A 23,603-nucleotide genomic window follows, 5' to 3' on the forward strand; every position below is an offset into this window, starting at 1 on the left:
GAGTGGTGTGGTCATGGCGGCCCAGTGGCGGCACATACGAGGAAACGGCGGGCGCGGAACGGGTGCGGTGGTGTGGGCGGTGCCGCTGGCAGTGGCCCTGACGGTCGGTCTCGCCCCCCAGGGACCCGGCTCCGGCTCCCCGGCGGATACGAGCCCGGTGGCCGCGGCGGCGACCACGGCGTGGGCCGATGGCGTCGCCGACGGGTTCGCGTCGGTCAACGCGCTCGGCCAGAACGGAACGTACGGAGGCCGTGACGGCAAGACCGTGACGGTGCGGACCCTGGCCGATCTGGAGAAGTACGCGACGGCCGCCGAGCCGTACGTCATCGTGGTGGCCGGGGCGATCACCATGGATCCCAAGGGCAAGGAGATCAAGGTCGCCTCGGACAAGACGATCGTGGGCCAGGGGAGTGTGGGCGAGATCGTCGGCGGCGGCTTCTTCCTCGGGCAGGGCGTGCACAACGTCATCATCCGCAACCTGACGATCCGCGACTCGTACATGGGCACGTGGAACGACAAGGAGCACGACTTCGACGCCATCCAGATGGACGGCGCCCACCATGTGTGGATCGATCACAACGATCTGAAGCACATGGCCGATGGCCTGATCGACAGCCGCAAGGACACCACCTACCTCACGGTCTCCTGGAACCGGCTGCAAACGCACAACAAGGCGTTCGGCATCGGCTGGACGGAGAACACCACGGCCGACATCACCATCCACCACAACTGGTTCCGGGAGACCGAGCAGCGCAACCCGTCCGCCGACAACATCGCGCACGCGCACCTGTACAACAACTACCTGCAGGACGACCCGAACACGGACATCGCCTCCTCCTACGGCAACTACTCGCGCGGCAACACCAAGATGGTGCTGGAGAACAGCTACTTCGAGGGGATGAAGAACCCCGTCACCAAGGACGCCACCGCCTCGATCGTCCAGCGCGGCAACATGTTCGTCGGCACCAGCGGCCGCAACGAGAGCGGCGGCACCGCCTTCGACCCCAAGGCGTACTACGCCTACACCCTCGACCCCGCCGCCAAGGTGCCGTCGGTCGTGAAGTCCGGATCCGGACCTGGCGGTACCCCGGCGCGGTAACGAGCCGGTGTCAGCCCTCCCGGGCCGGGCCCGTGGATTTCCGGATGACGAGGTCGACCGACATGTCGAGCCGGATCGGGGCCCGGTCCGGCTCACCCGTGACGGCGCCGAGCACCCGGATGGTCTCGGCCGCCATGTCCTCGAAGGGCTGACGCACCGTGGTCAGCGCGGGCGCGGCGGACCCGGCGGCGTCGATGTCATCGAACCCGACGACGGAGACATCGCCGGGGACGCGCAGCCCGCGTTCGGCACACGCCTCGATGGCGCCGAGCCCCTGGAGGTCGTTGCCGGTGACGAAGGCCGTCGGGGGTTGCCACAGATCCAGGAGGGCGTGGGCGGCGCGCCGGGCGGGCTCGCTCTGGAAGGCCACCGACCGGATCAGTGCGCGGTCCGGGCGGATCCCCGCGTCCCGCAGCGCGGCCAGATATCCGCCGAAGCGTGCCCGGCAGCAGGTCAGTTCCATGGGCCCGGAGACCAGCGCGATCCGCTCGTGGCCGAGCCCGGTGAGATGACGGGCGGCCATCGCCCCGCCCCGCCACTGGGTGGCCCCGATGGCGTTCATCCCGGAGGGCGCGTCGCCGATGGTGTCGAGCACGACCACCGGGATACGGGCGTGCGCCAGCCGTTCCGTGACGATCTGCGGGACGGGGGAGAGGACGAGCACGACACCGCTGGGGCGGCGGGCGACCAGGGCGTCGAGCCAGCCCGTGTCGCCCTCGGAATGGCTCACCGTGAGCGCGTACCCCAGGGAGCGCAGCACGGTGGAAAGGCCACGGATGAGGGGTGCGTTGACGGCACTGCTCGCACAGCCGAACACCACCTCGACCGATCCGTGGCGCGGTCCGCGCGGGCGCCACTGGTATCCGGTGGCCCGCACCGCGTCGAGGACGCGCCGCCGCACCTCGGCCGACACCCCGGGCCGTTCGTTGAGGACCTTGGACACCACGCTCTGTGAGACGTTCGCGGCTTCCGCCACCGTCGTCATGCGCACCGTGGGGCGCACTGCGGATGGTACGGTCATCGCTGCTTCCTCCAGTCCTGTTGAGCCGGGCAGTCCTGATGAGCCGGGCGGGGAGCGGTGCTCTGCCGCACCACGAGCGAGGTCGCCAGCTCGACGCCGCGCCCGGCCGTCGAACCGCGCCGCGCCTGCTCCTGGTCGATGAGCCGCACCGCCTCGGCGGCCATCTCGGCGAGCGGCTGACGGACCGTGGTGAGCGGCGGCGTCAGCATCGCGCACACCGCCGTGTCGTCGAACCCGACCACCGACAGCTCCTCCGGCACCCGCAGCCCGCGCGCCCGCGCCGTCTGGTACGCCCCGGCCGCCAGCGCGTCGGACCCGGCGAAGACGGCGGTCGGCGGGGCGGCCAGAGCGAGCAGGGTCGCGGTGCCCTCCGCCCCGGCGGTGACGCGGAGTTCGCCGTACCGGGTCAGGGCCGGATCGGGGGCGAGGGAGAACTCGCGGTGTGCGGCGAGGTAGCCCTCGTACCGCTCCCTGGTGCACGGGGATTCGGAGGGCCCGCCGACGAAACCCACTCGCCGGTGGCCCAGTTCGAGGAGATGGCGGGTGGCCGCCGCGCCGCCCGACCAGTTCGTCGCCCCGACCGTCGGGACAGCGGACCCCTGCACACCGATCGCGTCGAGGGCGACCAGCGGCACCGGCAGCTCCGCCAGCGCGGCGATCTCGTCGTGGCCGGGCCGGGTCAGGGCCAGCAGGATGCCGTCCGACGGCCGCGCCCGGCGGCCGTCGATCCAGTCGCCGATACGGAAGCGCGGATGTCCCACGGGCGTGAGTGCCAGGGTGTATCCGAGCCCGAACGCCGCGCGCTGCGCCCCGTCGACGAGTTCCGCCGCCCAGGGCGTGGCGGCCTCTTCGACCAGCAGGTCGAGAATGCCGCCGAGTTGCCGGCGGCGCTCCGCGCGGAGCACATATCCCGTCGCCCGCGCCGCCTGGGTGACGCGGTCCCGGGTCTCCTCCGAGATATCCGGCTTGTCGGCGAGTACCCGGGACACCGTGGAGACCGATACACCCGCGGCCTTCGCGACTTCCGCCATCGTCGCACGCGTTGACATGCTGATTCCCTCCCGCAGGGCACCGCGACCGCACTGCTCTGCCGCAAATTCCCGCAAAAGATGGTCGAATATTCCGCCAGGACTGCATGCAAATAGCCGGTGAGCCTTGTGTTTGGTCCCTTGCCTTGACAGTGGTTTTTGCCCGCGTTTAGCGTCACGGTCGCTGAAGTTCCGCAATGTTTTGCGTCTCATTGCCATCAAGGAGACCGTATGCATAAGGAATCCAGCCCCCGGCGTCTGGCCGTGGTGGCCGCCGTGACGGCACTGCTCCTGGGTGGCTGTGCCGAAGGGTCCCCGGACACCGAAGGATCCGGCAGACAGACACTCACCTTCTGGGGGTGGTCGGACATGACGAAACCGGTCGCCCTGTGGAACAAGAACCATCCCGAACTCCAGGTGAAGTTCCAGGCCATCACCTCGAATTTCTTTCCCAAACTTCGGGCCGCCCTCACCGGGAAGTCCGGCGCACCGGACATCACGCAGGTGGACTACCCCAATCTCACCTCGACGATCATCGCCGGAAACCTCAAGGACGTCACGGCCGAAACCCGCGATCTGAAAGGCCGGTTCAAGCCCGGCGTATGGGACCAGGTCGTGGTGGACGGAAAGGTCTACGGGGTGCCGCAGGACATCGGCACCCAGGTGCTCTACTACCGCTCCGACCTGTTCAAGAAGGCGGGCCTGACCGCCCCCGCCACCTGGGACGCCTACCGGCAGGCGGCCGCCACGCTCAAGAAGAAGTACCCCACGGCGTACACCACCGCGCTGCCCGCCAACGGCGGCATCTGGCTCGCCTCGCTCGCGTGGAACGCCAAGGCCCAGTGGTTCACCACGGACCGGGACGCCTGGAAGGTCGGGCTGGACGACGGACCCACCGCGAAGGTCGCCGCATACTGGCAGACCATGCTGGACAAGGGCTACGTCAAGGGCGACCAGCACTGGCAGCCCACCTGGTTCAAGGGGCTCGCCCGTGGCACCTACCTCACCTGGATCGGACCGGCGTGGGGAAGCTCGGCCCTGAAGGAGAACGCCCCCGGCCTCTCCGGCAAATGGGCTGTCGCCCCGCTGCCGCAGTGGTCGCAGGGGGAGCGCGCCCCGGTGTACTGGGGCGGTTCCCTGACGGCGCTGACCAGCGCCACCAAGAAGACCGACGCCGCCATGACGTTCGTGAAGTGGCTGAACACCAGCGCCCAGAGCGCGAAGCTGCTGGCCGCCGACGTTCTGCCCGCCTCCGAGCGCGGACAGCGCATCCCGGCCCTCACCCGGCCCGACCCCTACTTCGGCGGCCAGGTGCCCGGCGAGGTGTTCACCGTGCGCGGCACCGCGTCCACCCCCTGGACCTGGGGCCCGACGATGACGGACACCACCAACTACCTCAATGACGCGATGCAGTCCGCCATCAACAAGTCGATGACGCTGCCGGAGGCCGTGCGCAAGGTCGACCGGCAGACCGTGGCGCAGCTGAAGCGCAAGGGCCTGTCCGTCCGATGACCGTGACCGCCCCGCCGTCGCGGGCGCGCCGCAACCGACTGCGCCTGGGCGCCGACTGGAAGATGGCGTGGGGCTTCACGGCGCCGTTCCTCGCGGTGTTCCTCGTCTTCACGCTGCTGCCGGTGGTCTACGCGCTGTGGCGCAGCTTCCACGGCGACCGGAAGTCGGGCCTGGGATTCGGCACACCGCGCGTGGTCTTCGTCGGGCTCGACAACTACGCGGACGCCTTCACCAACCGGGAGTTCCTGGTCTCGGTCGGGCGCGTCCTGCTCTACGGCGTCGTCCAGGTGCCCGTCATGCTGGGGCTCGCCCTCGTGATGGCGCTCATCTTCGACACCGCGCTCGTCCGGCTGCGCGGCCTGTTCCAGCTGGCCGCGTTCCTGCCCTACGCGGTGCCCGGCGTCATCGCGTCCATCCTGTGGGCGTTCCTCTATCTGCCCGGAGTGAGCCCGGTCGTGGACCTCCTCGACGGGGTCGGCGCCCATGTCGACTTCCTCGCCAAGGGCACCGTCCTGTGGTCCATCGCCAACGTCTCGACCTGGCAGTGGACCGGCTACAACATGATCATTATCTATGCGGCGCTCCAGGCGATCGACCGCGACATGTTCGAGGCCGCCCGCATCGACGGAGCGAGCGACTGGCACATCGCCTGGCTGATCAAGGTGCCGCTGGTGACCCCGGCGATCCTCATCACCGGGCTCTTCTCGGTGGTCGGCACGCTCCAGCTGTTCTCCGAGCCGACCGTGCTGCGCTCGATCACCGGCAATGTGTCCTACGACTACACACCGAACATGATCGTCTACAACCTCGCGTTCGGATCGGACCAGCCGTACTACTCGGCCGCCGTCGCGGTCGTCGTCGCGATCGGCTCGTTCCTGCTGTCCTTCGGCTTCCTGCGGCTGCTCCAGAGAAGGAGCCCCGATGCGTGACCCACAGGGCGCGCCCCGGTCGACCCGGTTCATCCTGACCGCGACGATCGTCGCACTGACGGCCTACTTCCTCATCCCCGTGGTGTGGATGCTGATCGCCTCGACCAAGTCGACGGCCGACCTCAACACCACGTCCGGCTTCTGGTTCGCCCGCTTCGACCTCGTACGCAACCTGGAGGACCTGTTCGCCTACCGCGACGGGGTCTTCCGGCGCTGGGTGCTGAACTCCCTGCTCTACTCGGGCGGCGGCGCCCTCGGTGCGACGTTCCTGGCCGCCCTGTGCGGATTCGCCCTCGCCAAGTACCGTTTCCGCGGCCGGAACGCGCTCATGGGCCTCATCTTCGGCGGAGTGCTGATCCCCGGCACGGTCCTCGCCCTGCCGACCTACCTCCTCCTCAACTCCCTCGGCCTGATCAACACCTACTGGGCGGTGATCCTGCCCAGCCTGTCCAGCGCGTTCGGCGTGTTCCTCGTCCGTATCTACACGGCCGCCGCGGTGCCCGACGAACTCCTGGAGGCCGGACGGCTCGACGGCGCCCACGATCTGCGGGTCTTCTTCACCGTCGTGCTGCGCATCCTGCTGCCGAGCCTGGTCACGGTGTTCCTCTTCTCCTTCATCTCCATCTGGAACAACTTCCTGCTGCCGCTCATCGTCCTCAATGACCAGTCGCTGTGGCCGGTCACCCTCGGGCTCTACTCCTGGCAGCTCAACGCGATGAGCGAACCCGACCTCGTCCGGATCGTCGTCACCGGCTCCATGGTCGGCACCATCCCCCTGGTCATCCTCTTCCTCGCGCTCCAGAAGTACTGGCGCAGCGGCATCACGACGGGAGCGATCAAGTAGCCATGAACAGTCGCATGGACACCTTCCGCGCGCGCATCGGCGGCTTCGCCTTCGGCGGGGACTACAACCCCGAGCAGTGGGACCGCCCGGTGTGGGACGAGGACGTGGCGCTGATGCGGCGCGCCGGGGTCAACCTCGTCACCCTCGGCGTGTTCGCCTGGGCGTCGCTGGAGCCCGAGCCGGGCCGCTTCACCTTCGGCTGGATGGACGAGGTGATGGACCTCCTCCACGCAGGCGGCATCAGCGTCGACCTCGCCACCCCCACCATGGCGCCACCGGTGTGGCTCACCCATGGCCACCCGGATGTGCATCCGGTCATGGAGGACGGCGAGCCGTTCGGCTTCGGCAACCGCCTCCACTTCGACCCCGCCTCACCCCGCTACCGCGAACACGCCGCCCGCATCACCACCGCCCTCGCCCAGCGCTACTCCCACCACCCCGCGCTCGCGATGTGGCACATCAGCAACGAATACGGACCCACCTCGTACGGGGGCCACAGCGCGATCGCCTTCCGCGACTGGCTCAAGGCGCGGTACGGCAGCCTGGAGGCGCTGAACGACGCCTGGTACACCCGCTTCTGGTCCCAGCGCTACACCTCCTGGGACCAGATCAACCCGCCCGAGGTGCCGCGCACCTGGTCCAACCCCACCCGCCGCCTGGACTTCAAGCGGTTCGTCTCGGACGCCAACCTCAACTGCTTCGTCATGGAGCGCGACATCGTCCGCTCCTACCGCGACGACCTCCCGGTCCTCACCAACTACATGCGCTTCTACAAGCACGCCGACTACTGGCGGTGGGCCGCCGAACAGGACGCCGTGGCCCTCGACATCTACCCCGACCCCGGCGAGGACGACGCCCATGTGGCCGCCGCGCTCAACTACGACCTGATGCGCTCGCTGCGCGGCGAACCCTGGATCCTCATGGAGCAGGCCGCGAGCGGTGTCTCCCAGTGGAAGGTCAACAATGTGAAGCGGCCCGGCCGGATGCGGCTGGGCTCCTACCAGGCGATCGCGCATGGCGCCGACAGCGTCCTGTACTTCCAGTGGCGCGCGAGCCGTGGCGGCCACGAGCGGTTCCACTCCGCGATGCTGCCGCACTCCGGCACCGGCTCCCGCACCTGGCAGGAGATCGAGGCGCTCGGCACCGAACTGCCGAGGATCGCCGAAGCGGCCGGTACCGCCGCGCACGCCGACATCGCGGTGCTCTTCGACTGGAACGCCTGGTGGGGGCTGACCGAGACGGGCGGCCTGCCGCGCAACGACTTCGACTACCCGCGCATCGCCACCGACCACTACCGCCCGCTGCTGGAGGCCCAGCACGCCGTCGACACGGTGTCCTTCGGCTCCGACCTGAGCCGCTACCGGGTCGTCGTCATACCCAACGCGTACCTCGTCGACGACGCGTTCACCGACGTCCTCACCCGCTTCACCGAGAGCGGCGGCACCCTGGTCTGCTCCTTCTTCTCCGGCGTGGTCGACGCCCACAACCACGTCCGGCAGCCCGCCTACCCCGGCGCCTTCCGCCACCTCATCGGCGCGTACATCGACGAGTACTGGCCCGCCCGCCCCGGCGAGAAGTTCACCGTGGCCCGCGCCGACGGGACCACCGCCACCTCCGACTGGTGGCAGGACAGCATCCACCCCGAGGGCGCCCGCGTGACGGCCACCTACACCAGCGGCGCGCTGCGCGGGCGGCCCGCGATCCTGGAGCACGCGGTCGGCCGGGGCCGCGTCGTCTACATCGGCACCCGCCTGGAGGCCACCGCGCTGCGCGACACCCTGCTCGGCGCCGTGGCCGCCGCGGGCGTATCACCGCTGCTCGACCACGCCCCGGCCCACCTGGAGGCGGTCCGGCGGACCGGCGACGACGCCGAGTTCCTGTTCCTCCTCAACCACTCCGAGACGGACCCCGTCCGCGTCCCCCTCGCCACGGACGGGATCGACCTGGTCTCCGGCGCCAAGACGGACGGGGCCATCGAACTGGCACCGCTCGCCGTCGCGGTCGTACGGACCGAACCGGGGCGCACGGCGATGTCCCGGAACTCCACCCGGGCGTCCTCCGTGTAGGCGCCCACACTGCCCGCCGGGTACGGGCGTTCCCGGTCGGTGAAGGTGACCACCTGACGGTCGTCCACCGACACCGCCATCCGGGGCCCGTCCTGGCGGGCCCGGACCCTGGACCACTCGCCGACCGGGAACGGGGTGGTGCCGGTGGCCAGGAACCGCTGGCCACCCCGGTACGCCGGATCGCGCTTGCCCAGTTCCCAGCCGTTGGGCTTGAGCGCCAGATAGTAGAAGTGCTCTGGGTCGGTGTACGCCCAGACCAGCCACGCCACTTCCCACGGATTGGGGTCGGGGCTGCGCAACTGCTCGACGGTGCGCATCCGGACCGAGTAGTCGAGGCGTTCGTAGCGGGCGGTGGAGACCACCAGACAGGCGTGGGTACGGTCCTTGTGCCGGGCGGCGCGCGGGGTGAGCGTCAGCTCGTCCGTCCCGCCGACGTTGCTCCCGTAGCCGTGGAACACCGACCGCCAGGGGCCGTACACCTCGCCGTCCCGCCAGGACTCGACCGGCTCGGGCGGCCGGTCCTCGTCCCATACGCCGCTCAGCGCCAGCGCCCCCGCCACCAGGGCGACGGCCAGCACCAGCCCCCCGATCCGCCACCGCCACCGCCACCATGTGCGCCCGCGTAACGACGTCATGCCACCGGATCATACGAGCCGGACGCGTCGCGCGGCGCGGTATTCACCGCCCCTTCGCCGCCCACGTCCGCGAAGTCCGCGGTGAGCCGGGCCACGATGCGCTCGGCGGCCCGGCCGTCGCCGAACGGGTTGCCCGCCGCGGCCATCCGCCCGTACTCCTCCGTATCGTCCAGCAGCTCCCCGGCGGCGGCCAGGATGGTGTCCGGGTCGGTCCCCACCAGCCGGGCCGCGCCCGCCTCGACCGCCTCCGGGCGCTCGGTCGTGGTCCGCAGCACCAGCGCGGGCTTGCCCAGGCTCGGGGCCTCCTCCTGCAGCCCGCCGGAGTCCGTCAGCACCAGATCGCAGTCCGCCAGGGTGGCGGCGAAGTCCAGGTAGTCCAGCGGGTCCACCACCCGCACGCCCGGATGGCCGTCCAGCTCGGGCAGCAGCGCCTCCCGTACGGCGGGGCTGCGGTGCAGCGGCAGGACGACCTCCACATCGCCCCGGTCGGCGAGGCGGCGCAGCGCCGCGCCCATGGACCGCATCCGGGCCCCCTGGTTCTCCCGGCGGTGCAGCGTCAGCAGCACCTTGCGCCGGGTGGTGCGGAAGGCGCTGCGCCCGGCGCCCTCCGCCAGCACCCACAGCAGGTTGTCGACGACGGTGTTGCCGGTGGTGATCACCTGCTCGGGCGGTACGCCCTCGGCCAGCAGGTGACCGGCGGACCGGGCGGTGGGGGCGAAGTGCCAGCGGGCCACCCGGCCGATCATCCGGCGGTTCAGCTCCTCCGGGAACGGGTTGTCGAGCACGCCGGTACGCAATCCCGCCTCGACATGCGCGACCGGGATGTGTTCGTAGAAGGCGGCGAGCGCGCCGCACAGCGCCGTGGTGGTGTCGCCCTGGACCACCACCAGGTCCGGCTGTTCGGCCCGGATCACCGTGCCCAGACCGTCCACCAGCCGGGCGGTCAGCTCGGACAGCCGCTGCCGGTCGCGCATCACCGCCAGGTCTGTCTTCACGCCCACGCCCAGCAGGCCGAGCATCTGCTGCAGCATCTCCCGGTGCTGACCAGTGGTCACCACCACGGGCTGGAAGAGCGAGGAGGCCGCCATCGCCCGGACCACGGGGGCCAGTTTGATCGCCTCCGGCCGGGTGCCCAGCACGAACATGGTGCGTACGGAGCCGGGGCCGGGCGGCTGCGGGGGAGTGGGCACGGGTACGGACACGGGTCTGCCTGATGTGGACATGAGTCTCCCTGGGCAAGGCGAGCGGACAGGCACGAGCGGGTGACACGGTCGTACGAGGCAGCCGCAGCAGTCAGCTGCGGGCGGTCTTGAGCCAGGTGCGCTTGCCGGTGATGGCCCGCCACAGCCCCCACCAGCCCGCGGCGAACCAGATGTAGCCGTAGAACACGAAGACATGGCCGAGCAGCACCGCGTGCAGCACACCGAGCGACGATTCGCGGCGGCGGTACACGTAGCCGTAGATATAGGCGGCGGTGAAGGAGAGCAGATACGGGCCGAGGAACCACATCGTGGAGACCAGCGGCCGCCCCGCCTGCACGGAACCGATGACCGTTCCGACGACGGCCACCATGAAGGACAGCGGCAGCAGCGAGGTGAGCAGGATCAGCACCGGGCTGGACAGGTGGTAGATCAGGTCCATCGCGGCCCGGCCGGGCACCTCGCGCAGTATCAGCGGGACGAGGTTGGCCGACTGGAGGTGGCCCTGGAACCAGCGGGACCGTTGCCGGATCAGCCGCCGCAGATCGAGGACGGCCTGCTGGGACACGGCCGCCGTGGTGCAGTGCTGATTGGTCCAGCCGCGCGCGATCAGCCGGACCCCCAGGTCCAGGTCTTCGGTGAGGCTGTCGCTCCAGGGGGTCTCGCCCAGCGAGTCGAGCGCGGACAGCCGCATGAACTGGCCGTTGCCGCCCATCCCGACGCTGCCGATGAAGCGGCGGGCGCTCTGGAAGATGTCGCCGTAGACGACGAACTCCATGTCCTGCAGCCGGGCCAGCAGCCCGGCCCGGCGGTTGTACATCCGGACGCCGATCTGGGTGGCGCCGGTCCGTTGGTCGTTGAAGAACGGGTCGACGGCCTCGATCACATGGCGGTCCAGCCGTCCGTCCGCGTCCACCACACAGATGATGACGTCATGCGGATCGCGGCCGCCGAGCAGCCCGGACGCGCGGAGCAGCCGGACTCCGTCGTTGAGCGCGGCGCCCTTGCCGCGCCGGGCGTCCGGCAGATGACGCTGATGGAGCCACACCCGCTCCGGGTCCGCGGTCCGCGCGATCTCGGCCGTACGGTCGTCGGACGCGTCGTCGATGACCAGGGCCACGCAGTTCTCGGCGGGGAGCGCGGTGATCCGGGCGAGGCTTTCGGCCAGCACCCGTTCCTCGTTGAGGCAGGCCAGCAGGAACACATAGAAGCGTTCTTCGCCGGATCCGGAGCGGTGCGGCAGCCGCCGCCGGGAGAGCAGGAACAGACCGAAGTTGTAGGCACCAGCCATCACGATGATGGCGATACTGGCCCATATCAGCGGCTCATCGCTCACGGCCGGTCCACCGGGGCGAGGTCCTCCCGCCCGGCGGCTCTCACATCGGTCGCGGTGGCCCCGGCGCGCAATCGCCAGCGCGCCACCAACAGGCCGAAAACAACCAGGCAGTACAACAGGAAACCCGCCCCGGCGGTCGCCTGTAACGCCCTGGCAACCGGAATTCCCGGGACCATTTCCGGTGCCGCCGCCAGACCCATCAAGGGCAGCACTGATCCCACAGCAGCCCTACCGTACATCGCGGTCCCCCCACGGTCAGTTGGCGCAGGAGGGCCGGACGCCTCCCCAACGGGCCGACCTCTGCGCGCTTACGGAAGGTACCAGACCCAACACGGTCGCAGGAGTTCTTCAGTTGAACTCTCATGAATCTCAAAGACACAACTCGGACCCGTAGGCCCCATTGACAGCCGGTGGGAATCGTCAGAACAATCACCGGATTATTGAGCCGAGTGATCCCGCTCCGTGGAATTCCATGATGAATCGGCCATGATCCGCTGCTTTCCCAGTTCCTCGTTCCATGCAGTTTCACGCCAATGCGGGACCCGAATGAGGGGGGTACAGAGTATGACCGAACCCTGGAGAAGATCGCGGCCGGCCTGGCTGGCGCTGATCGCTCTCGCCGTCGCAGCCTTGCTGGCGGGCGGCTTCCTGGCACCGGCGGCCTCGGCCGCGGGCGATGGCCGGGGGGCCGTCGACCGGTCGGCCACGCACGCCGCCGACAACGGCCTGCGCGGCAAGGACCTCAAGGGCTGGGCCAAGGCCCAGCGGGCGGGCGAGGTCGAGCGCCGCGCCGACATGGCCAAAAAGCACACCAGTGAAAAGCGGACAGCGCAGCAGCCGCTGAAGTCGGCCGCGGCCATCGGCCCGAAGGCCACGAGCACGCCGAAGGCCGCCGAGCCCGGCAAGGCCAAGACCCTGGTCCTGTACGACACGGCGGGCCCGTTCGGACACCTCGGTGAGCTGTACGCGATGGGCGTGGCCAACCTCGGCGGCCACTTCGGCACCGTGACCTCCAAGCCGGTCCAGGAGTACACGGCCGGGATGCTGGAGGAGTTCGACGCCACCGTCTACGTCGGCTCCACCTACTACGGCGGCGACGTCCCCGACGCCGTGCCGGACGACTTCTACCTGGACACCCTGCTGTCCGAGCGCCCGGTGATCTGGATGGGCGACAACATCTGGAACATGGCGAACTCCATCAGCCTGCAGGAGTTCCAGTACCGCTACGGCTGGGACCCGACCACCTCGTACAGCCAGGTGGACGGCAGCGTCGGCCAGATCACCAAGGTCAGCTACAAGGGCCAGGAACTGACCCGCACCATTCCGGCGGGCGCGGACGGCGGTGTCATCCACCCCAACATCAAGACCGGCTCGGGCCTCGGCCAGGTCACCGAGCTGGCCCAGATGACGGACACGGCCGGTGGCGCGGAGAAGAAGTCCCCGTGGGCGATCCGCTCCGGCAACCTCACGTACATCGGTGAGATCCCCTTCACCTACGTCAACGAGACCGACCGCGTCCTCGCCTTCCAGGACCTGCTGTTCGACGCGCTGGCCCCGGACACCGCCGAGCAGCACCGCGCCATGGTGCGCCTGGAGGACATCACCCCGCTGTCCGACGCCACCAGCCTGCGGGCCACCGCCGACTACCTGAAGTCGAAGAACATCGCCTACGGCATCAACGTCATCCCGGTGTACTCCGACCCCAAGGGCGTGCAGAACAACGGCGTGGCGCGCACCGTGCGGCTCGCCCAGCGCCCGGCGCTGGTGAACACCCTCAAGTACATGCTGAGCAACGGCGCGGTGCTGATGGACCACGGCTACACCCATCAGTACGGCAACGTCGACAACCCCTACAACGGGCTGTCCGCCGACGACTTCGAGTTCTTCCGCGCCCACGTGGACGCCAACGACAACGTCATCTACGACGGCCCGGCCACCGAGGACTCCGCCGAGTGGGCCCAGAGCCGGGTCACCGCGGCGCTGGCCGAGTTCGCCCGGGTCGGCCTGCCGGTGCCGAAGCTGTGGACCACCCCGCACTACGCGGCCTCGCCCACCGACTACAAGGTGTTCTCGCAGAACTTCGCGGCCCGGGTGGAGCGCCCGCTGTACTTCTCCGGCACCCTCTCCGGCGCCCCCACCGACACCAGCCGCTACCTCGGGCAGTTCTTCCCGTATCCGGTCACCGACGTGTACGGCACCAAGGTGCTCCCGGAGAACCTGGGTTCGTACGAGCCCGACGCCCACAACAACCACCCGCCCCGGCTCGCGGCCGACCTGATCAAGAACGCCAAGGCCAACCTGGCCGTGCGGGACGGCTTCGCCAGCTTCTACTACCACCCGTACCAGCCGGTGGAGCCGCTGAAGGAGATCGTCGAGGGCATCGAGGCGCTCGGCTACACCTTCGTCAGCCCCGAAAGCCTGATCTGATGGCAAGCCTGATCTGATCCCTCGTCACCACACCAGCACCGCCGCCGTTCCCGGTCCGCTCCGCGCGGGCCGGGAACGGCGCGCGTCACCCGGGCCCCGCCCGAGGAAGGCCCACGCCCCGATGAGTGCGCTGAGGCGGGCGGCCGCGGCGATGACCGCCGCCGTCGCCGTTCTGACCGGATGCTCGGCAGGCGGGGACGACCCGCCCGCGCCGCACCACCACGGCCAGCTGCGCGGGATCACCCTGCCCGCGTGGAACACCGACGACTACGACCGGCACGAGGCCCGGCGCTATCTGCGGCAGATCGCGGCCACCGGCGCCCGGTGGGTGGTGTTCACCCCCACCTGGTACCAGGGCGGCGTCCGGGACTCCGCGATGCACACCACCGGCGAGACGGCGAGCGACCGAGGGGTGCGCCGCATCGTCGGCCTCGCCCACGACGCCGGGCTGAAGGTGATGCTCAAACCGCATGTGGACCTGGTGGACGGCGCTGACCGGGCCGGTATCCGGCCCGCCGACCGGGACGCCTGGTTCACCGCGTACGAACGCTTCATCACCCACTACGCCGGGCTGGCCGAGGACGTGGGCGCCGAGCAGTTCTCGGTGGGCACCGAACTGGCCGGAACCTCCGCCGACCGCCGCCGCTGGACCCGGGTCATCGCGGCGGTCCGCGACACCTACGACGGCCCGCTGACGTACGCCGCCAACTTCGACGAGTACGCCCGCATCCGCTTCTGGCGCGCCCTCGATGTGATCGGCATCGACGCCTACTGGCCACTGACCGACACCGCCACCACCGACCCGGACCGGCTGGCGAAGGGCTGGGAGCCGATCGTGGCCGAACTCGCCGCGTTCGCCGCCCGGCAGGATCGCAAGATCCTGTTCACCGAGGCCGGATACGCCAGCCAGCGCGGTACCACGGCCGCCCCGTACTCCTGGACCGTCAGCGAGCACGCCGCGGCCGACGAGCAGTCCGCCGCGTACCAGGCCCTGCTGACCGCCTTCGACGGCCGCTCGTGGTGGGCTGGGGTGTGCTGGTGGATGTGGGACGACTGGCCGGACACCGGCGAGACCGCGCCGCGCCTTGCCTACACCCCGCACGGCAAACCCGCCGAGAAGGTGCTGCGCCGCTGGTGGCGGGGGTGAGACACGGCTGATGTGCGGTTCCGCACGATCCGCCTAGGCTCAAATGTGTGACGTGGCCCCGGTCGCTGATGGACACCGTGCGTTCCGGGCTGACGATCGAGCGCGCCCGGCTCGAACCGCTGGCCGCGCTGCGGGCGGCGGCCGGAGTGGCGGTCGTGATCGGGCTCTCGCTGTCGATCGCCTCCCCGTCGTACGCCGCCTCCGCCGCGTTCGGCGCCTACTCGGCCGGGACGTCGACGTTCCAGCGCAGCTGGCGGCCGCGCAAGGTGATCGCGCTCGTCGCGGGGGCCGGGCTGGGGCTCAGCACCTTCGTGGGCTACCTCGCGATGTCGCATCTGGCCCTCTTCCTGCTGTTGCTCGCCGCCTGGGCGTTCCTCGCCGGAATGGCGTGGGCGACGGGGCCGACCGCCGGAATCGTGGCCACGACGACGGTCGCCATGATGCTGCTCACCATCACGCTGCCCACCGGTGTCCTGGAGGCCCTGGAACACGCGGCGGTCATCGCGTTCGGCGGGGTGGCGCAGGCTGCGCTGATCTGGCTGTTCCCGATCCGCCGATGGGGGCGGCACCGGGACGCGCTGGCCGACGCCCTGGCCGCCGTGGCGGACTACGCCAGGCGGCTGCGCGAGGACCCGGTGGCGCCCTTCGACCCGGAACCGATGATCACGGCCCGGAGCGCCGCCGCCGTCACACCCGCGCAGGCGCGCCGCCGCCCGGCCGCCCTGCACGGCCCCCGTGGCCTGGCCGAACGCGTCCGCCCCACCCTCGCGGCCCTCGCCGATCCCCGGGTCGGCGCCCCCGCCGAGGGTCCGGGCCGGGACCGGGCGCGTCAACTGCTCGAAGCGGCCGCCGACGTCCTGGACGCCGCCGCCCGGTCGATCCGCCGTGGCGCCCCCGCCCAGGTGCCGTCCGCGACCAGGGAAATCCTGCGGATCGACGACGAGAACGAGGAAAGTGGCGCGGACGAGGAGGGTGGCGCGGACGTGGCCCTGGAAGGGCCCGCCCGGCAGGCCGCCGTCCAGCTGGCCCACCTGCTCACCGAGGTGCTGGAGATCGCCGATAGCAGCGGCAGGGACCTGGGTCCCACCTCCGGCGCCGACGAGGGCGCCGACGAGCCACCGCCCCTGCTGCGGCCGACGGTGTTCCAGCTGGTGCCCATCGTGCTGCGCGCGATGCGCCGGGAGCTGTACAGGGACTCGCCCGTCTTCCGGCACGCCCTGCGACTGGCCGTGGTGGCCTGTCTCGGCTATGTGCTCGGCAGCGCGCTTCCACTCGGCCACGGCTACTGGGCGCCGGTCACTTCCGTGATGGTGATGCGGCCGGACTTCCACCGCACCTACTCCCGCGCCGTGGCCCGCTTCGCGGGCACCCTGGTGGGCGTCGCGCTGGCCACCGGCGCGGTGCAGCTGACCCACCCGGACGCGTATCTGTCCGGCGGGCTGGCCGTGATCGCCGCCGCCCTGACGTATCTGCTGATGCGCACCGGCTACGCGGCCTCCCAGTGCACCGCGGCCGCGTACGCCGTCCTGCTGCTCGGGATGGGCGGCGAGGGGTGGCATCAGACGGTGCCGGACCGGGTCCTGCTCACCCTGCTGGGCGGGGTGCTCGCGATGCTGGCGTACGTGGCGTTCCCGGCCTGGGAGACACCGCGCCTGCTGGACCGGCTCGCGGACTGGCTCGCCGCGAGCGGGCGGTACGCGGCGGCGGTGGTACGCGGCTACGCCGAGCCCGGCGAGCTGCCCGCCACCGACGTACGCCGCACCCTGCTGGCCGACCGCACGGCGCACGCCGACTGGAACGAGGCCTTCGACCGGGCCAAGCGGGAGCCCGTACGCCACCGGGGGCTGACCCACGCGCAGGCGGAGGAGGCGCAGACGGCGCTGGAGGCGTTCGGGCAGGCGGCGATGTTGCTGGAAACCCATCTGCCGGAGCGCGGCGCGCGGCCGGTGCCCGGGGCCGCCCGGTTCGCCGACGCGCTGGCGGCGGACACCGAGCGGGCGGCGCGCCACGTACGGGAGCGGCGCAGACCGGGCTGGGACCGGGCCAAGGAGGCGTTGGTCGACTGGGAGGCCGACAGCACCGCGGAGGCGGTGGTCCAGAGTGGTGCGGAACTGCTCGTACGGCCCCTGGACCAGCTGACGACCGCCGTGGACCGGGCGCCCGTGGAGCGGCCCTAGCCACGGGTCAGCGGAACCGTTCGGCGACACCCGCCATCGCGTCGCTCTCCGGCAGTTCGCCACCGTAGGCATAGGGGTGGCCGACGTGTACCCCCGGCGCCGCCCGTCACGCGTGGCGAATCCGCTTGGCATCGACGGTGGCGAAATGCGACCGGAGGTCGGCAGGTCTTCAAGTGATCGGCACATGCATTCCACAGAAGTCGCGTGTACCGCACCCCGTCGGCGGCCATGCGGTCCAGCACCCGGTGACTCCGCCCGGGAATGCGCGGTTTCCGTACGGGCGTGGGGGAGTGGCGTCGCGCGAGTGGTGACGTTCGTGTGGGGAGGCGGTGCCGGTCACGTGGGCTGGTGTGCACGCCATGTGATCGGAAAGTTGGCGGAATGCGTAGTTCCGGATGCGCCGTGGTTCGAAGGCGGCGAGCCCGCGTGGTTACATCCTTCCGCGCCGAGACGTTCCCGGGAGCCCGGTTTCCGGAAAGCGCGGGAACGTGCCGCGGTGGCCGGTGGTGAAGCCATGCGCATGTCGGCAATCACCGGCCGTTACAAGCTCATTCGAGATACGTATCCAAGGGAGACGCAGTAATGAACAACGCACCCAAGGTCGCGACCCAGGAGATCTCCGACGCTGAGCTGGACAACGTCGCCGGCGGTCTCGGCGCTGTGGGCGACGCCCTGGGCACCGTGCAGGCCGTCACCGGTCCCGTCACCGGCCCGGTCACCGGCGCCGTCGGCACCGTCACCGGCACCGTGGACGGCGTGACCGGCCTGAACACCTCCGGCATCGTCGGCACCGTCTCCGGCCTCTGAGACGACCGCACTCCATGCCCCGGGCCTGCCTGGTCCGGGGCATGCGCGGTCCCCGGCACCCGTCGGAAAACGGGCCGCCCGGACCGCCGCGCACCGACCCGTTCCCTCGCGCCCCCCGGCCGGTTGAGGAAAGACTCCCGTGCAGTTCCGCCAGCAGGCCCTTTCCAAGCTGCAGTCGGCAGACGACATCGACCTGCCGGTCCGCTACGCCCGTCCCCAGGGCTGGCTCGCGCTGACGGTCACCCTCGTCGTCATGGCCGCGGCCGCCGTCTGGGCCGTGACCGGCACCGTGGCGGACACCGTGGGCGCCTCCGGGATCCTCACCCACGGCCAGGGCAGCTATGTGCTGCAGAGCCCGGTCCGTGGGCAGGTCACCGCCGTGCTCGCCGAGGAGGGCAGCACGGTGCGCGCGGGTGCGCCGCTGGTGAAGGTCCGTAATCCCGGTGGCGGCAGCACGGTCGTGCGCGCCCTCGCCGCCGGGCGGCTCACCACCCTCTCCGTCTCGATCGGCGCCGTCCTCGACACTGGCGGAGACGTCGCCTCCGTGGAGCGCGTCCGCCACTCCCGCGACCCGCTGACCGCGACCCTGTACGTCCCGGCGGACCGGGCGGCGTCGGTGCCCGTGGGGGCCGAGGTCGACCTTGATGTGCAGTCGGCGCCTTCCCGTACGTACGGCGTGCTGCGCGGCCACGTCCAGGCGGTCGGCCGGACCGCCCAGACGAGTCGGCAGATCGGCTCCTTCCTCGGCAGCGCGCAGCTCGGCGAGGAGTTCTCGAAGGACGGCCCGCCGGTCGCGGTGGCGGTACGGCTGGACCGATCGTCGGCCACCCGCTCCGGCTACCGCTGGTCCTCGCGAGAGGGCCCGCCGTTCGCCCTCGGCTCCATGACCCTGGCCACCGGCACCCTCCACCTGGCCGACCGTCACCCCGTCGATTGGCTGCTCCCGTGACCGCGACGAACCCGCCGAACGCCGCGAACCCGCCGAACGCCGCGAATCCGACGGCCGCCGCGAACGCGACGAACGACAGCGGCGGACCGCCCCGCCCCGCACCCGCCGGGACCAGCGGCCGCCGCCGCCCAGAACCCGCCCGTGGACGGCGGCGCGCCCCGCGCCGGGGGACCGGCCCGAAGAAGCCGGGGCGGCGGACCGTACGCACCCCCACCGTGCTCCAGATGGAGGCGCTGGAGTGCGGCGCCGCGTCGCTCGCCATGGTGCTCGCCCACTACGGGCGCCACGTACCGCTGGAGGAGCTGCGGATCGCCTGCGGCGTCTCCCGCGACGGATCGCGCGCCAGCAACCTGTTGAAGGCCGCCCGCAGTTACGGGCTGCGCGCCAAGGGCATGCAGATGGAGCCGGAGGCGCTGGCCGAGGTGCGGGCCCCGGCGATCCTGTTCTGGGAGTTCAACCACTACGTCGTCTACGACGGCACGGGACGGCGGTTCGGCAAGCGCGGCGTCCACATCAACGACCCCGACAAGGGACGCCGCTTCGTCACCACCGAGGAGTTCGGGGCGAGCTTCACCGGGGTCTGCCTGGTCTTCGAACCCGACGCCTCCTTCCGTCGCGGTGGAAAGAAGCCCGGCGTCCTGGACGGCCTGCCCGCGCGGCTGCGCGGCACCGGCGGCACCCTGCTTGCCTCGCTGCTGGCCAGCCTGCTGCTGGTGGTGGTGGGCGCGGCGGTCCCGGCGCTCGGCCGCACCTTCATCGACACCTTCATCATCGGCGGCCAGACCTCGATGCTGCCACCGCTGTTCGCGTCGATGGCCGTGGCGGTGGTACTCACCGCGGTGCTGACCGGCGTCCAGCAGGCGAACCTGCTGCGCGGACGCATCATCTCCTCCACCCTCGGCAGCGCCCGGTTCCTGCGCCATCTGCTGCGGCTGCCCGTCACGTTCTTCGCCCAGCGCAGCCCGGCCGACCTGGTGCAGCGGCTGCGGTCCAACGACACCGTCGCCGAAACCCTCGCCCGCGACCTGGCCGCCGCGGCCGTCGACGGGATCGTGGTGGTCCTGTACGCCCTGCTGCTGTGGACGTACGACCCCCAGCTCACCCTGATCGGCGTCGGGCTGGCGCTGCTCAACGTGGTCGCGATGCGCGTCGTGATACGGCTGCGCGCCACCAGGACCCAGAAGCTGCGCGCCGACACCGCGCGGCTGACCACCACCGCGTACACCGGGCTCCAGCTCATCGAGACGATGAAGGCCACCGGTGGCGAGAGCGGCTACTTCCGCCGCTGGGCCGGTCAGCACGCCATCACCCTGGAGGAACAGCAGCGGCTCGGTGTACCGAGCGCGGTCCTCGCCGTCGTGGCGCCCACCCTCGCCACCCTCAACAGCGCGCTCATCCTGTGGATCGGCGGGCTGCGGGCCGTCGAGGGCCATCTCTCGGTCGGTCTGCTGGTGGCCTTCCAGGCGCTGGTGACCCGCTTCACCGCGCCCATCACCCGGCTCAACGGCGTCGCCGGACGCATCCAGGACTTCTCCGCGGACGTGGCCCGGCTGGGGGACGTGGAGCGCTTCCCCGCAGACGCCCTCCACACCCGCGACGAGGGCCAGCCGGACGCCGACGGCGCCCGCCGCCTCACCGGCCATGTGGCCCTGGAGGACATCACCTTCGGCTACAACCCGCTGGACGAACCGCTGCTGCGCGGCTTCTCGCTGTCCGTCGGCCCCGGCCGTCAGGTGGCGCTGGTCGGCGGCTCCGGCAGCGGCAAGTCCACCGTGTCCCGGCTGGTCTCCGGCCTCTACAGCCCGTGGGAAGGCGCCATCCGCATCGACGGGCAGCGGCTGGAGGACATCCCGCGCGGCCGCCTCGCCGCCTCCGTGTCCTTCGTCGACCAGGACGTGTTCCTGTTCGAGGGGACGGTGCGGGACAACGTGGCGCTGTGGGACCCGTCGATCCCGGACGACGCCGTGGTGGCCGCGCTGCGGGACGCCGCGCTCTACGACGACGTCATCGCCCGCCGCCCCGGCGGCATCCACTGCCGGGTCGAGCAGGACGGCCGTAACTTCTCGGGCGGCCAGCGGCAGCGGCTGGAGATCGCCCGCGCCCTGGTCCGCCGCCCCAGCGTGCTGGTCCTGGACGAGGTGACCAGCGCCCTGGACGCCCGGACCGAGCAGACCGTCATGGACAGCCTGCGCCGCCGGGGCTGCGCGTGCGTGGTGATCGCCCACCGGCTCAGCACCGTCCGGGACAGCGACGAGATCCTCGTCCTGGACCGTGGCACGGTCGTGGAACGCGGACGGCACGAGGACCTCGCGACCGCCGGGGGCCCGTACGCCGAGCTGATGAAGGAGCACTGACATGGCGTCCGTACACCCCGCCGCGTCCGTGGCCACGGACGGTGGCGACGCGGTGGTGGCGGCGCTGGGCGCCCTCGGCACCCCGGTCGACGGCGCCGGGCTGCGCAGCCTTCCGCTGGAGGGCCCGCAGGTGCTCTGGCTCGTCGTCCAAGGCGCCCTGGACCTCTTCGCGGTCGACGCCGCCGAGGAGGGGCAGTGGCACTTCCTCGGCCGCCTGGAGACGGGCGCCGCGCTCCCCGGGCCGGTCGAAGGCCCGCGCCACACCCTGGTGGGGCGGCCCTCGCAGGACTGCGCGGTGCGCCGCATCCCGCTGCGCGAGCTGTACCGGCCGGAGGGGTACCACGCGTACGGCGCCCCCTACGCCACGGCGTACGACGCCACGTACGCGGACGGCACCGCGTTCCAGGACCCGGCGCCCACCCCGCTGGAACACGCCGTGGCGCTCGGCATCAGCCGCAGCCTCGGCGTGCTGTTCCAGGCCCCGCTGGACGGGGGAGCGCCGGGCGAGGAGGCGGCCGACGAGGACCTGCTGTGGCTCCCGGTGCCGCCCGGCAGTGTGCGGTACGGCGCCGAGTACAGCGCCCAGGCCGCCGGGGACCTGCTGATCGACGGCGCGCTGTGGCAGCGGATGGTCAACCAGCAGTACCGGCTCGGCACCGCCGTGGACCGCTGGATCGACACCCTGGAGCGCGCCCACGCGGACCGGACGGCCGCCGGAATCCGGGCCGGTGAGGCCGTCCGCTCACGCGCCGACGAGGCGCTCATCGCGTCCATCGGCGGCCCGCGCCGCTCGGCCCGGGCCACGGACCGGACCGCCGACGACACCGACGACGCCGTGCACGCGGTGTGCCGGGCCGTGGCGGACGCCGCCGGGATCACCCTCCCCGAACCGCCGAAGGGCCCCGCCGCCGACGACCGTACGGACCCCGTGGAGCGCGTCGCGGCCCACGCGCGGATCCGCACCCGCGCCGTCCGGCTGGAGGGCCGCTGGTGGCGCGAGGACGCGGGACCCCTGGTGGGCTACCGCGCCCGGACCGGGACGCCGGTGGCGCTGCTGTGGCGGCGCGGCCGGTACGAGGCCGTCAACCCGGCCTCCGGTCTGCGGATGCGCGTCGGCCGGTCCACCGCCGACGAGTTCGAGCCGCGCGCCGTGATGTTCTACCGCCCGCTGCCCGAGCGGCCGATGACGATGTGGCGGCTGCTGCGCTTCACGGCCCGTGGCGCCGCGCCGGACATGCGCAACCTGGTCGCCGCCGGGCTGGTGACGGTGGCGCTCGGCGCGCTGGTGCCGGTCGCCACCGGCCAGGTGCTCGGCGGGTTCGTACCGCGCGCCGAGAAGAGCCTCATCGTGCAGGTCGCGCTGGCGCTCATCGTCTCCAGTGTCGTCGCCGCGTCCTTCCTGCTGCTCCAGAACCTGACCCTGCTGCGGCTGGAGGGGCGGCTGGAGAGCACACTGCAACCCGCCGTCTGGGACCGGCTGCTGCGGCTGCCCACCACGTTCTTCGCCGAGCGCTCCACCGGCGAACTGGCCAGCGCGGCCATGGGCATCAGCACCATGCGCCGGGTGCTGTCCGGCACCGCCCCGGTGGTCCTCCAGGCCGGGACCGTCGGCGCGATGAACCTCGCCCTGCTGCTGTTCTTCAGCGTCCCCCTCGCGCTCGCCGTGCTGGCCATGCTGCTGGTCATCTGCGGCGTCTTCCTCGCCATGGGCTTGTGGCAGGTGCGCTGGCAGCGGCGGCTGGTGGAGACCGAGAACAAGCTCAACAACCAGGCGTTCCAGACCCTGCGCGGACTGCCCAAGCTGCGGGTCGCCGCGGCCGAGAACTACGCCTACGCGGCCTGGGCCCGTGGCTTCGCCCGCTCCCGCGACCTCCATCAGCGCACCGGGCGCATCAAGAACCTCACCCAGGTCCTCGACGCGGTCTACCTTCCGCTGTGCTCGCTCGTGGTGTTCATGCTGCTGGCCGGACCGGCCCGGGGCAGCATGTCGGCGGGCGGCTTCCTGACGTTCAACACTTCCGTCACCATGCTGCTGACCTCCGTCACCCAGCTGACCAACTCGCTGGTCTCGGT

15 protein-coding genes and 2 pseudogenes are annotated in these 23,603 nt (G+C 71.2%); 12 read left to right on the forward strand and 5 right to left on the reverse strand.

Translation table 11 applies throughout. The features are described from left to right. Nucleotides 1-13: 13 nt before the first annotated feature. Nucleotides 14-1,078 (forward strand): annotated as a pseudogene (locus ACFV9T_RS23540) (polysaccharide lyase family 1 protein); the annotation flags it as partial. 31 nt (nucleotides 1,079-1,109) lie between these two features. Here ACFV9T_RS23540 and ACFV9T_RS23545 read toward each other — a convergent pair. Continuing rightward, nucleotides 1,110-2,120 carry a LacI family DNA-binding transcriptional regulator gene (locus ACFV9T_RS23545; RefSeq protein WP_385443514.1) on the reverse strand — a complete coding sequence of 337 codons (1,011 nt, stop codon included), beginning with the start codon at nucleotides 2,118-2,120 and terminating at the stop codon, nucleotides 1,110-1,112. Next, a complete protein-coding gene (locus ACFV9T_RS23550; protein WP_385443516.1) occupies nucleotides 2,117-3,169 on the reverse strand; it encodes a LacI family DNA-binding transcriptional regulator in 1,053 nt (350 codons plus the stop codon). Before ACFV9T_RS23550 ends, ACFV9T_RS23545 begins: the two co-directional genes overlap by 4 nt. Nucleotides 3,170-3,379: 210 nt before the next feature. On the opposite strand from ACFV9T_RS23550, the gene ACFV9T_RS23555 reads away from it, so the two are divergent. The 4 genes from ACFV9T_RS23555 to ACFV9T_RS23570 are packed head-to-tail and all read left to right on the forward strand — an operon-like array spanning nucleotide 3,380 to nucleotide 8,499. Next, nucleotides 3,380-4,660 (forward strand): ABC transporter substrate-binding protein, encoded by a 1,281-nt coding sequence (locus ACFV9T_RS23555; protein WP_385443517.1) that lies wholly within the window; start codon nucleotides 3,380-3,382, stop codon nucleotides 4,658-4,660. After that, nucleotides 4,657-5,589: a carbohydrate ABC transporter permease gene (locus tag ACFV9T_RS23560; RefSeq protein ID WP_385443520.1), complete on the forward strand. Its 933-nt coding sequence runs from the start codon at nucleotides 4,657-4,659 to the stop codon at nucleotides 5,587-5,589. Before ACFV9T_RS23555 ends, ACFV9T_RS23560 begins: the two co-directional genes overlap by 4 nt. Then, nucleotides 5,582-6,433, forward strand: a complete 852-nt coding sequence (locus tag ACFV9T_RS23565) for a carbohydrate ABC transporter permease (protein WP_385443521.1) — start codon at nucleotides 5,582-5,584, stop codon at nucleotides 6,431-6,433. Before ACFV9T_RS23560 ends, ACFV9T_RS23565 begins: the two co-directional genes overlap by 8 nt. 2 nt (nucleotides 6,434-6,435) lie before the next feature. Then, nucleotides 6,436-8,499, forward strand: a complete 2,064-nt coding sequence (locus tag ACFV9T_RS23570; RefSeq protein ID WP_385443523.1) for a beta-galactosidase — start codon at nucleotides 6,436-6,438, stop codon at nucleotides 8,497-8,499. A 14-nt stretch (nucleotides 8,500-8,513) separates the two neighbouring features. On the opposite strand, the pseudogene ACFV9T_RS23575 reads toward ACFV9T_RS23570, so the two are convergent. The 3 genes and pseudogenes from ACFV9T_RS23575 to ACFV9T_RS23585 all read right to left on the reverse strand — a co-directional run. Continuing rightward, a pseudogene (locus tag ACFV9T_RS23575) lies at nucleotides 8,514-9,134 on the reverse strand (calcium-binding protein); the annotation flags it as partial. Then, nucleotides 9,131-10,279 (reverse strand): non-hydrolyzing UDP-N-acetylglucosamine 2-epimerase, encoded by a 1,149-nt coding sequence (wecB, locus tag ACFV9T_RS23580; protein WP_385443549.1) that lies wholly within the window; start codon nucleotides 10,277-10,279, stop codon nucleotides 9,131-9,133. The gene wecB and the pseudogene ACFV9T_RS23575, both read right to left, overlap by 4 nt. A gap of 148 nt (nucleotides 10,280-10,427) precedes the next feature. Next, nucleotides 10,428-11,669 (reverse strand): glycosyltransferase family 2 protein, encoded by a 1,242-nt coding sequence (locus ACFV9T_RS23585; RefSeq protein ID WP_385443525.1) that lies wholly within the window; start codon nucleotides 11,667-11,669, stop codon nucleotides 10,428-10,430. Between the two features lie 564 nt (nucleotides 11,670-12,233). On the opposite strand from ACFV9T_RS23585, the gene ACFV9T_RS23590 reads away from it, so the two are divergent. From ACFV9T_RS23590 to ACFV9T_RS23620, 7 genes are all read left to right on the forward strand, one after another. Beyond that, nucleotides 12,234-14,096 carry a DUF2334 domain-containing protein gene (locus tag ACFV9T_RS23590; RefSeq protein WP_385443527.1) on the forward strand — a complete coding sequence of 621 codons (1,863 nt, stop codon included), beginning with the start codon at nucleotides 12,234-12,236 and terminating at the stop codon, nucleotides 14,094-14,096. A gap of 121 nt (nucleotides 14,097-14,217) precedes the next feature. Next, nucleotides 14,218-15,243 carry a glycoside hydrolase family 113 gene (locus ACFV9T_RS23595; protein ID WP_385443530.1) on the forward strand — a complete coding sequence of 342 codons (1,026 nt, stop codon included), beginning with the start codon at nucleotides 14,218-14,220 and terminating at the stop codon, nucleotides 15,241-15,243. 47 nt (nucleotides 15,244-15,290) lie between these two features. Continuing rightward, nucleotides 15,291-17,420, forward strand: a complete 2,130-nt coding sequence (locus tag ACFV9T_RS23600; RefSeq protein WP_385443533.1) for an FUSC family protein — start codon at nucleotides 15,291-15,293, stop codon at nucleotides 17,418-17,420. 582 nt (nucleotides 17,421-18,002) lie between these two features. Then, entirely contained in the window at nucleotides 18,003-18,227 is a 225-nt protein-coding gene (locus ACFV9T_RS23605; protein ID WP_385443535.1) for a type A2 lantipeptide, read from the forward strand. 139 nt (nucleotides 18,228-18,366) lie between these two features. Continuing rightward, nucleotides 18,367-19,176 carry an HlyD family efflux transporter periplasmic adaptor subunit gene (locus tag ACFV9T_RS23610; protein WP_385443537.1) on the forward strand — a complete coding sequence of 270 codons (810 nt, stop codon included), beginning with the start codon at nucleotides 18,367-18,369 and terminating at the stop codon, nucleotides 19,174-19,176. 215 nt (nucleotides 19,177-19,391) lie between these two features. After that, the gene (locus tag ACFV9T_RS23615; protein ID WP_385443551.1) at nucleotides 19,392-21,530 is read left to right on the forward strand and encodes an NHLP family bacteriocin export ABC transporter peptidase/permease/ATPase subunit; all 2,139 of its coding nucleotides are present in this window, start codon (nucleotides 19,392-19,394) and stop codon (nucleotides 21,528-21,530) included. A gap of 1 nt (nucleotide 21,531) precedes the next feature. Next, the coding region (locus tag ACFV9T_RS23620; RefSeq protein WP_385443538.1) for an ABC transporter transmembrane domain-containing protein at nucleotides 21,532-23,603 on the forward strand (2,072 nt) is incomplete at its 3' end.

Source organism: Streptomyces sp. NPDC059850, assembly GCF_042731515.1.
In the GTDB taxonomy this organism is placed as follows: Bacteria; Actinomycetota; Actinomycetes; order Streptomycetales; family Streptomycetaceae; genus Streptomyces.

Coding starts and splice junctions, on each gene's coding strand:
- ACFV9T_RS23595 (WP_385443530.1), top strand. CDS start 14,218: ATGAGTGCGCTGAGGCGGGCGGCCGCGGCGATGACCGCCGCCGTCGCC.
- wecB (WP_385443549.1), bottom strand. CDS start 10,279: ATGTTCGTGCTGGGCACCCGGCCGGAGGCGATCAAACTGGCCCCCGTG.
- ACFV9T_RS23565 (WP_385443521.1), top strand. CDS start 5,582: ATGCGTGACCCACAGGGCGCGCCCCGGTCGACCCGGTTCATCCTGACC.
- ACFV9T_RS23545 (WP_385443514.1), bottom strand. CDS start 2,120: ATGACCGTACCATCCGCAGTGCGCCCCACGGTGCGCATGACGACGGTG.
- ACFV9T_RS23560 (WP_385443520.1), top strand. CDS start 4,657: ATGACCGTGACCGCCCCGCCGTCGCGGGCGCGCCGCAACCGACTGCGC.
- ACFV9T_RS23590 (WP_385443527.1), top strand. CDS start 12,234: ATGACCGAACCCTGGAGAAGATCGCGGCCGGCCTGGCTGGCGCTGATC.
- ACFV9T_RS23550 (WP_385443516.1), bottom strand. CDS start 3,169: ATGTCAACGCGTGCGACGATGGCGGAAGTCGCGAAGGCCGCGGGTGTA.
- ACFV9T_RS23555 (WP_385443517.1), top strand. CDS start 3,380: ATGCATAAGGAATCCAGCCCCCGGCGTCTGGCCGTGGTGGCCGCCGTG.
- ACFV9T_RS23570 (WP_385443523.1), top strand. CDS start 6,436: ATGAACAGTCGCATGGACACCTTCCGCGCGCGCATCGGCGGCTTCGCC.
- ACFV9T_RS23605 (WP_385443535.1), top strand. CDS start 18,003: ATGAACAACGCACCCAAGGTCGCGACCCAGGAGATCTCCGACGCTGAG.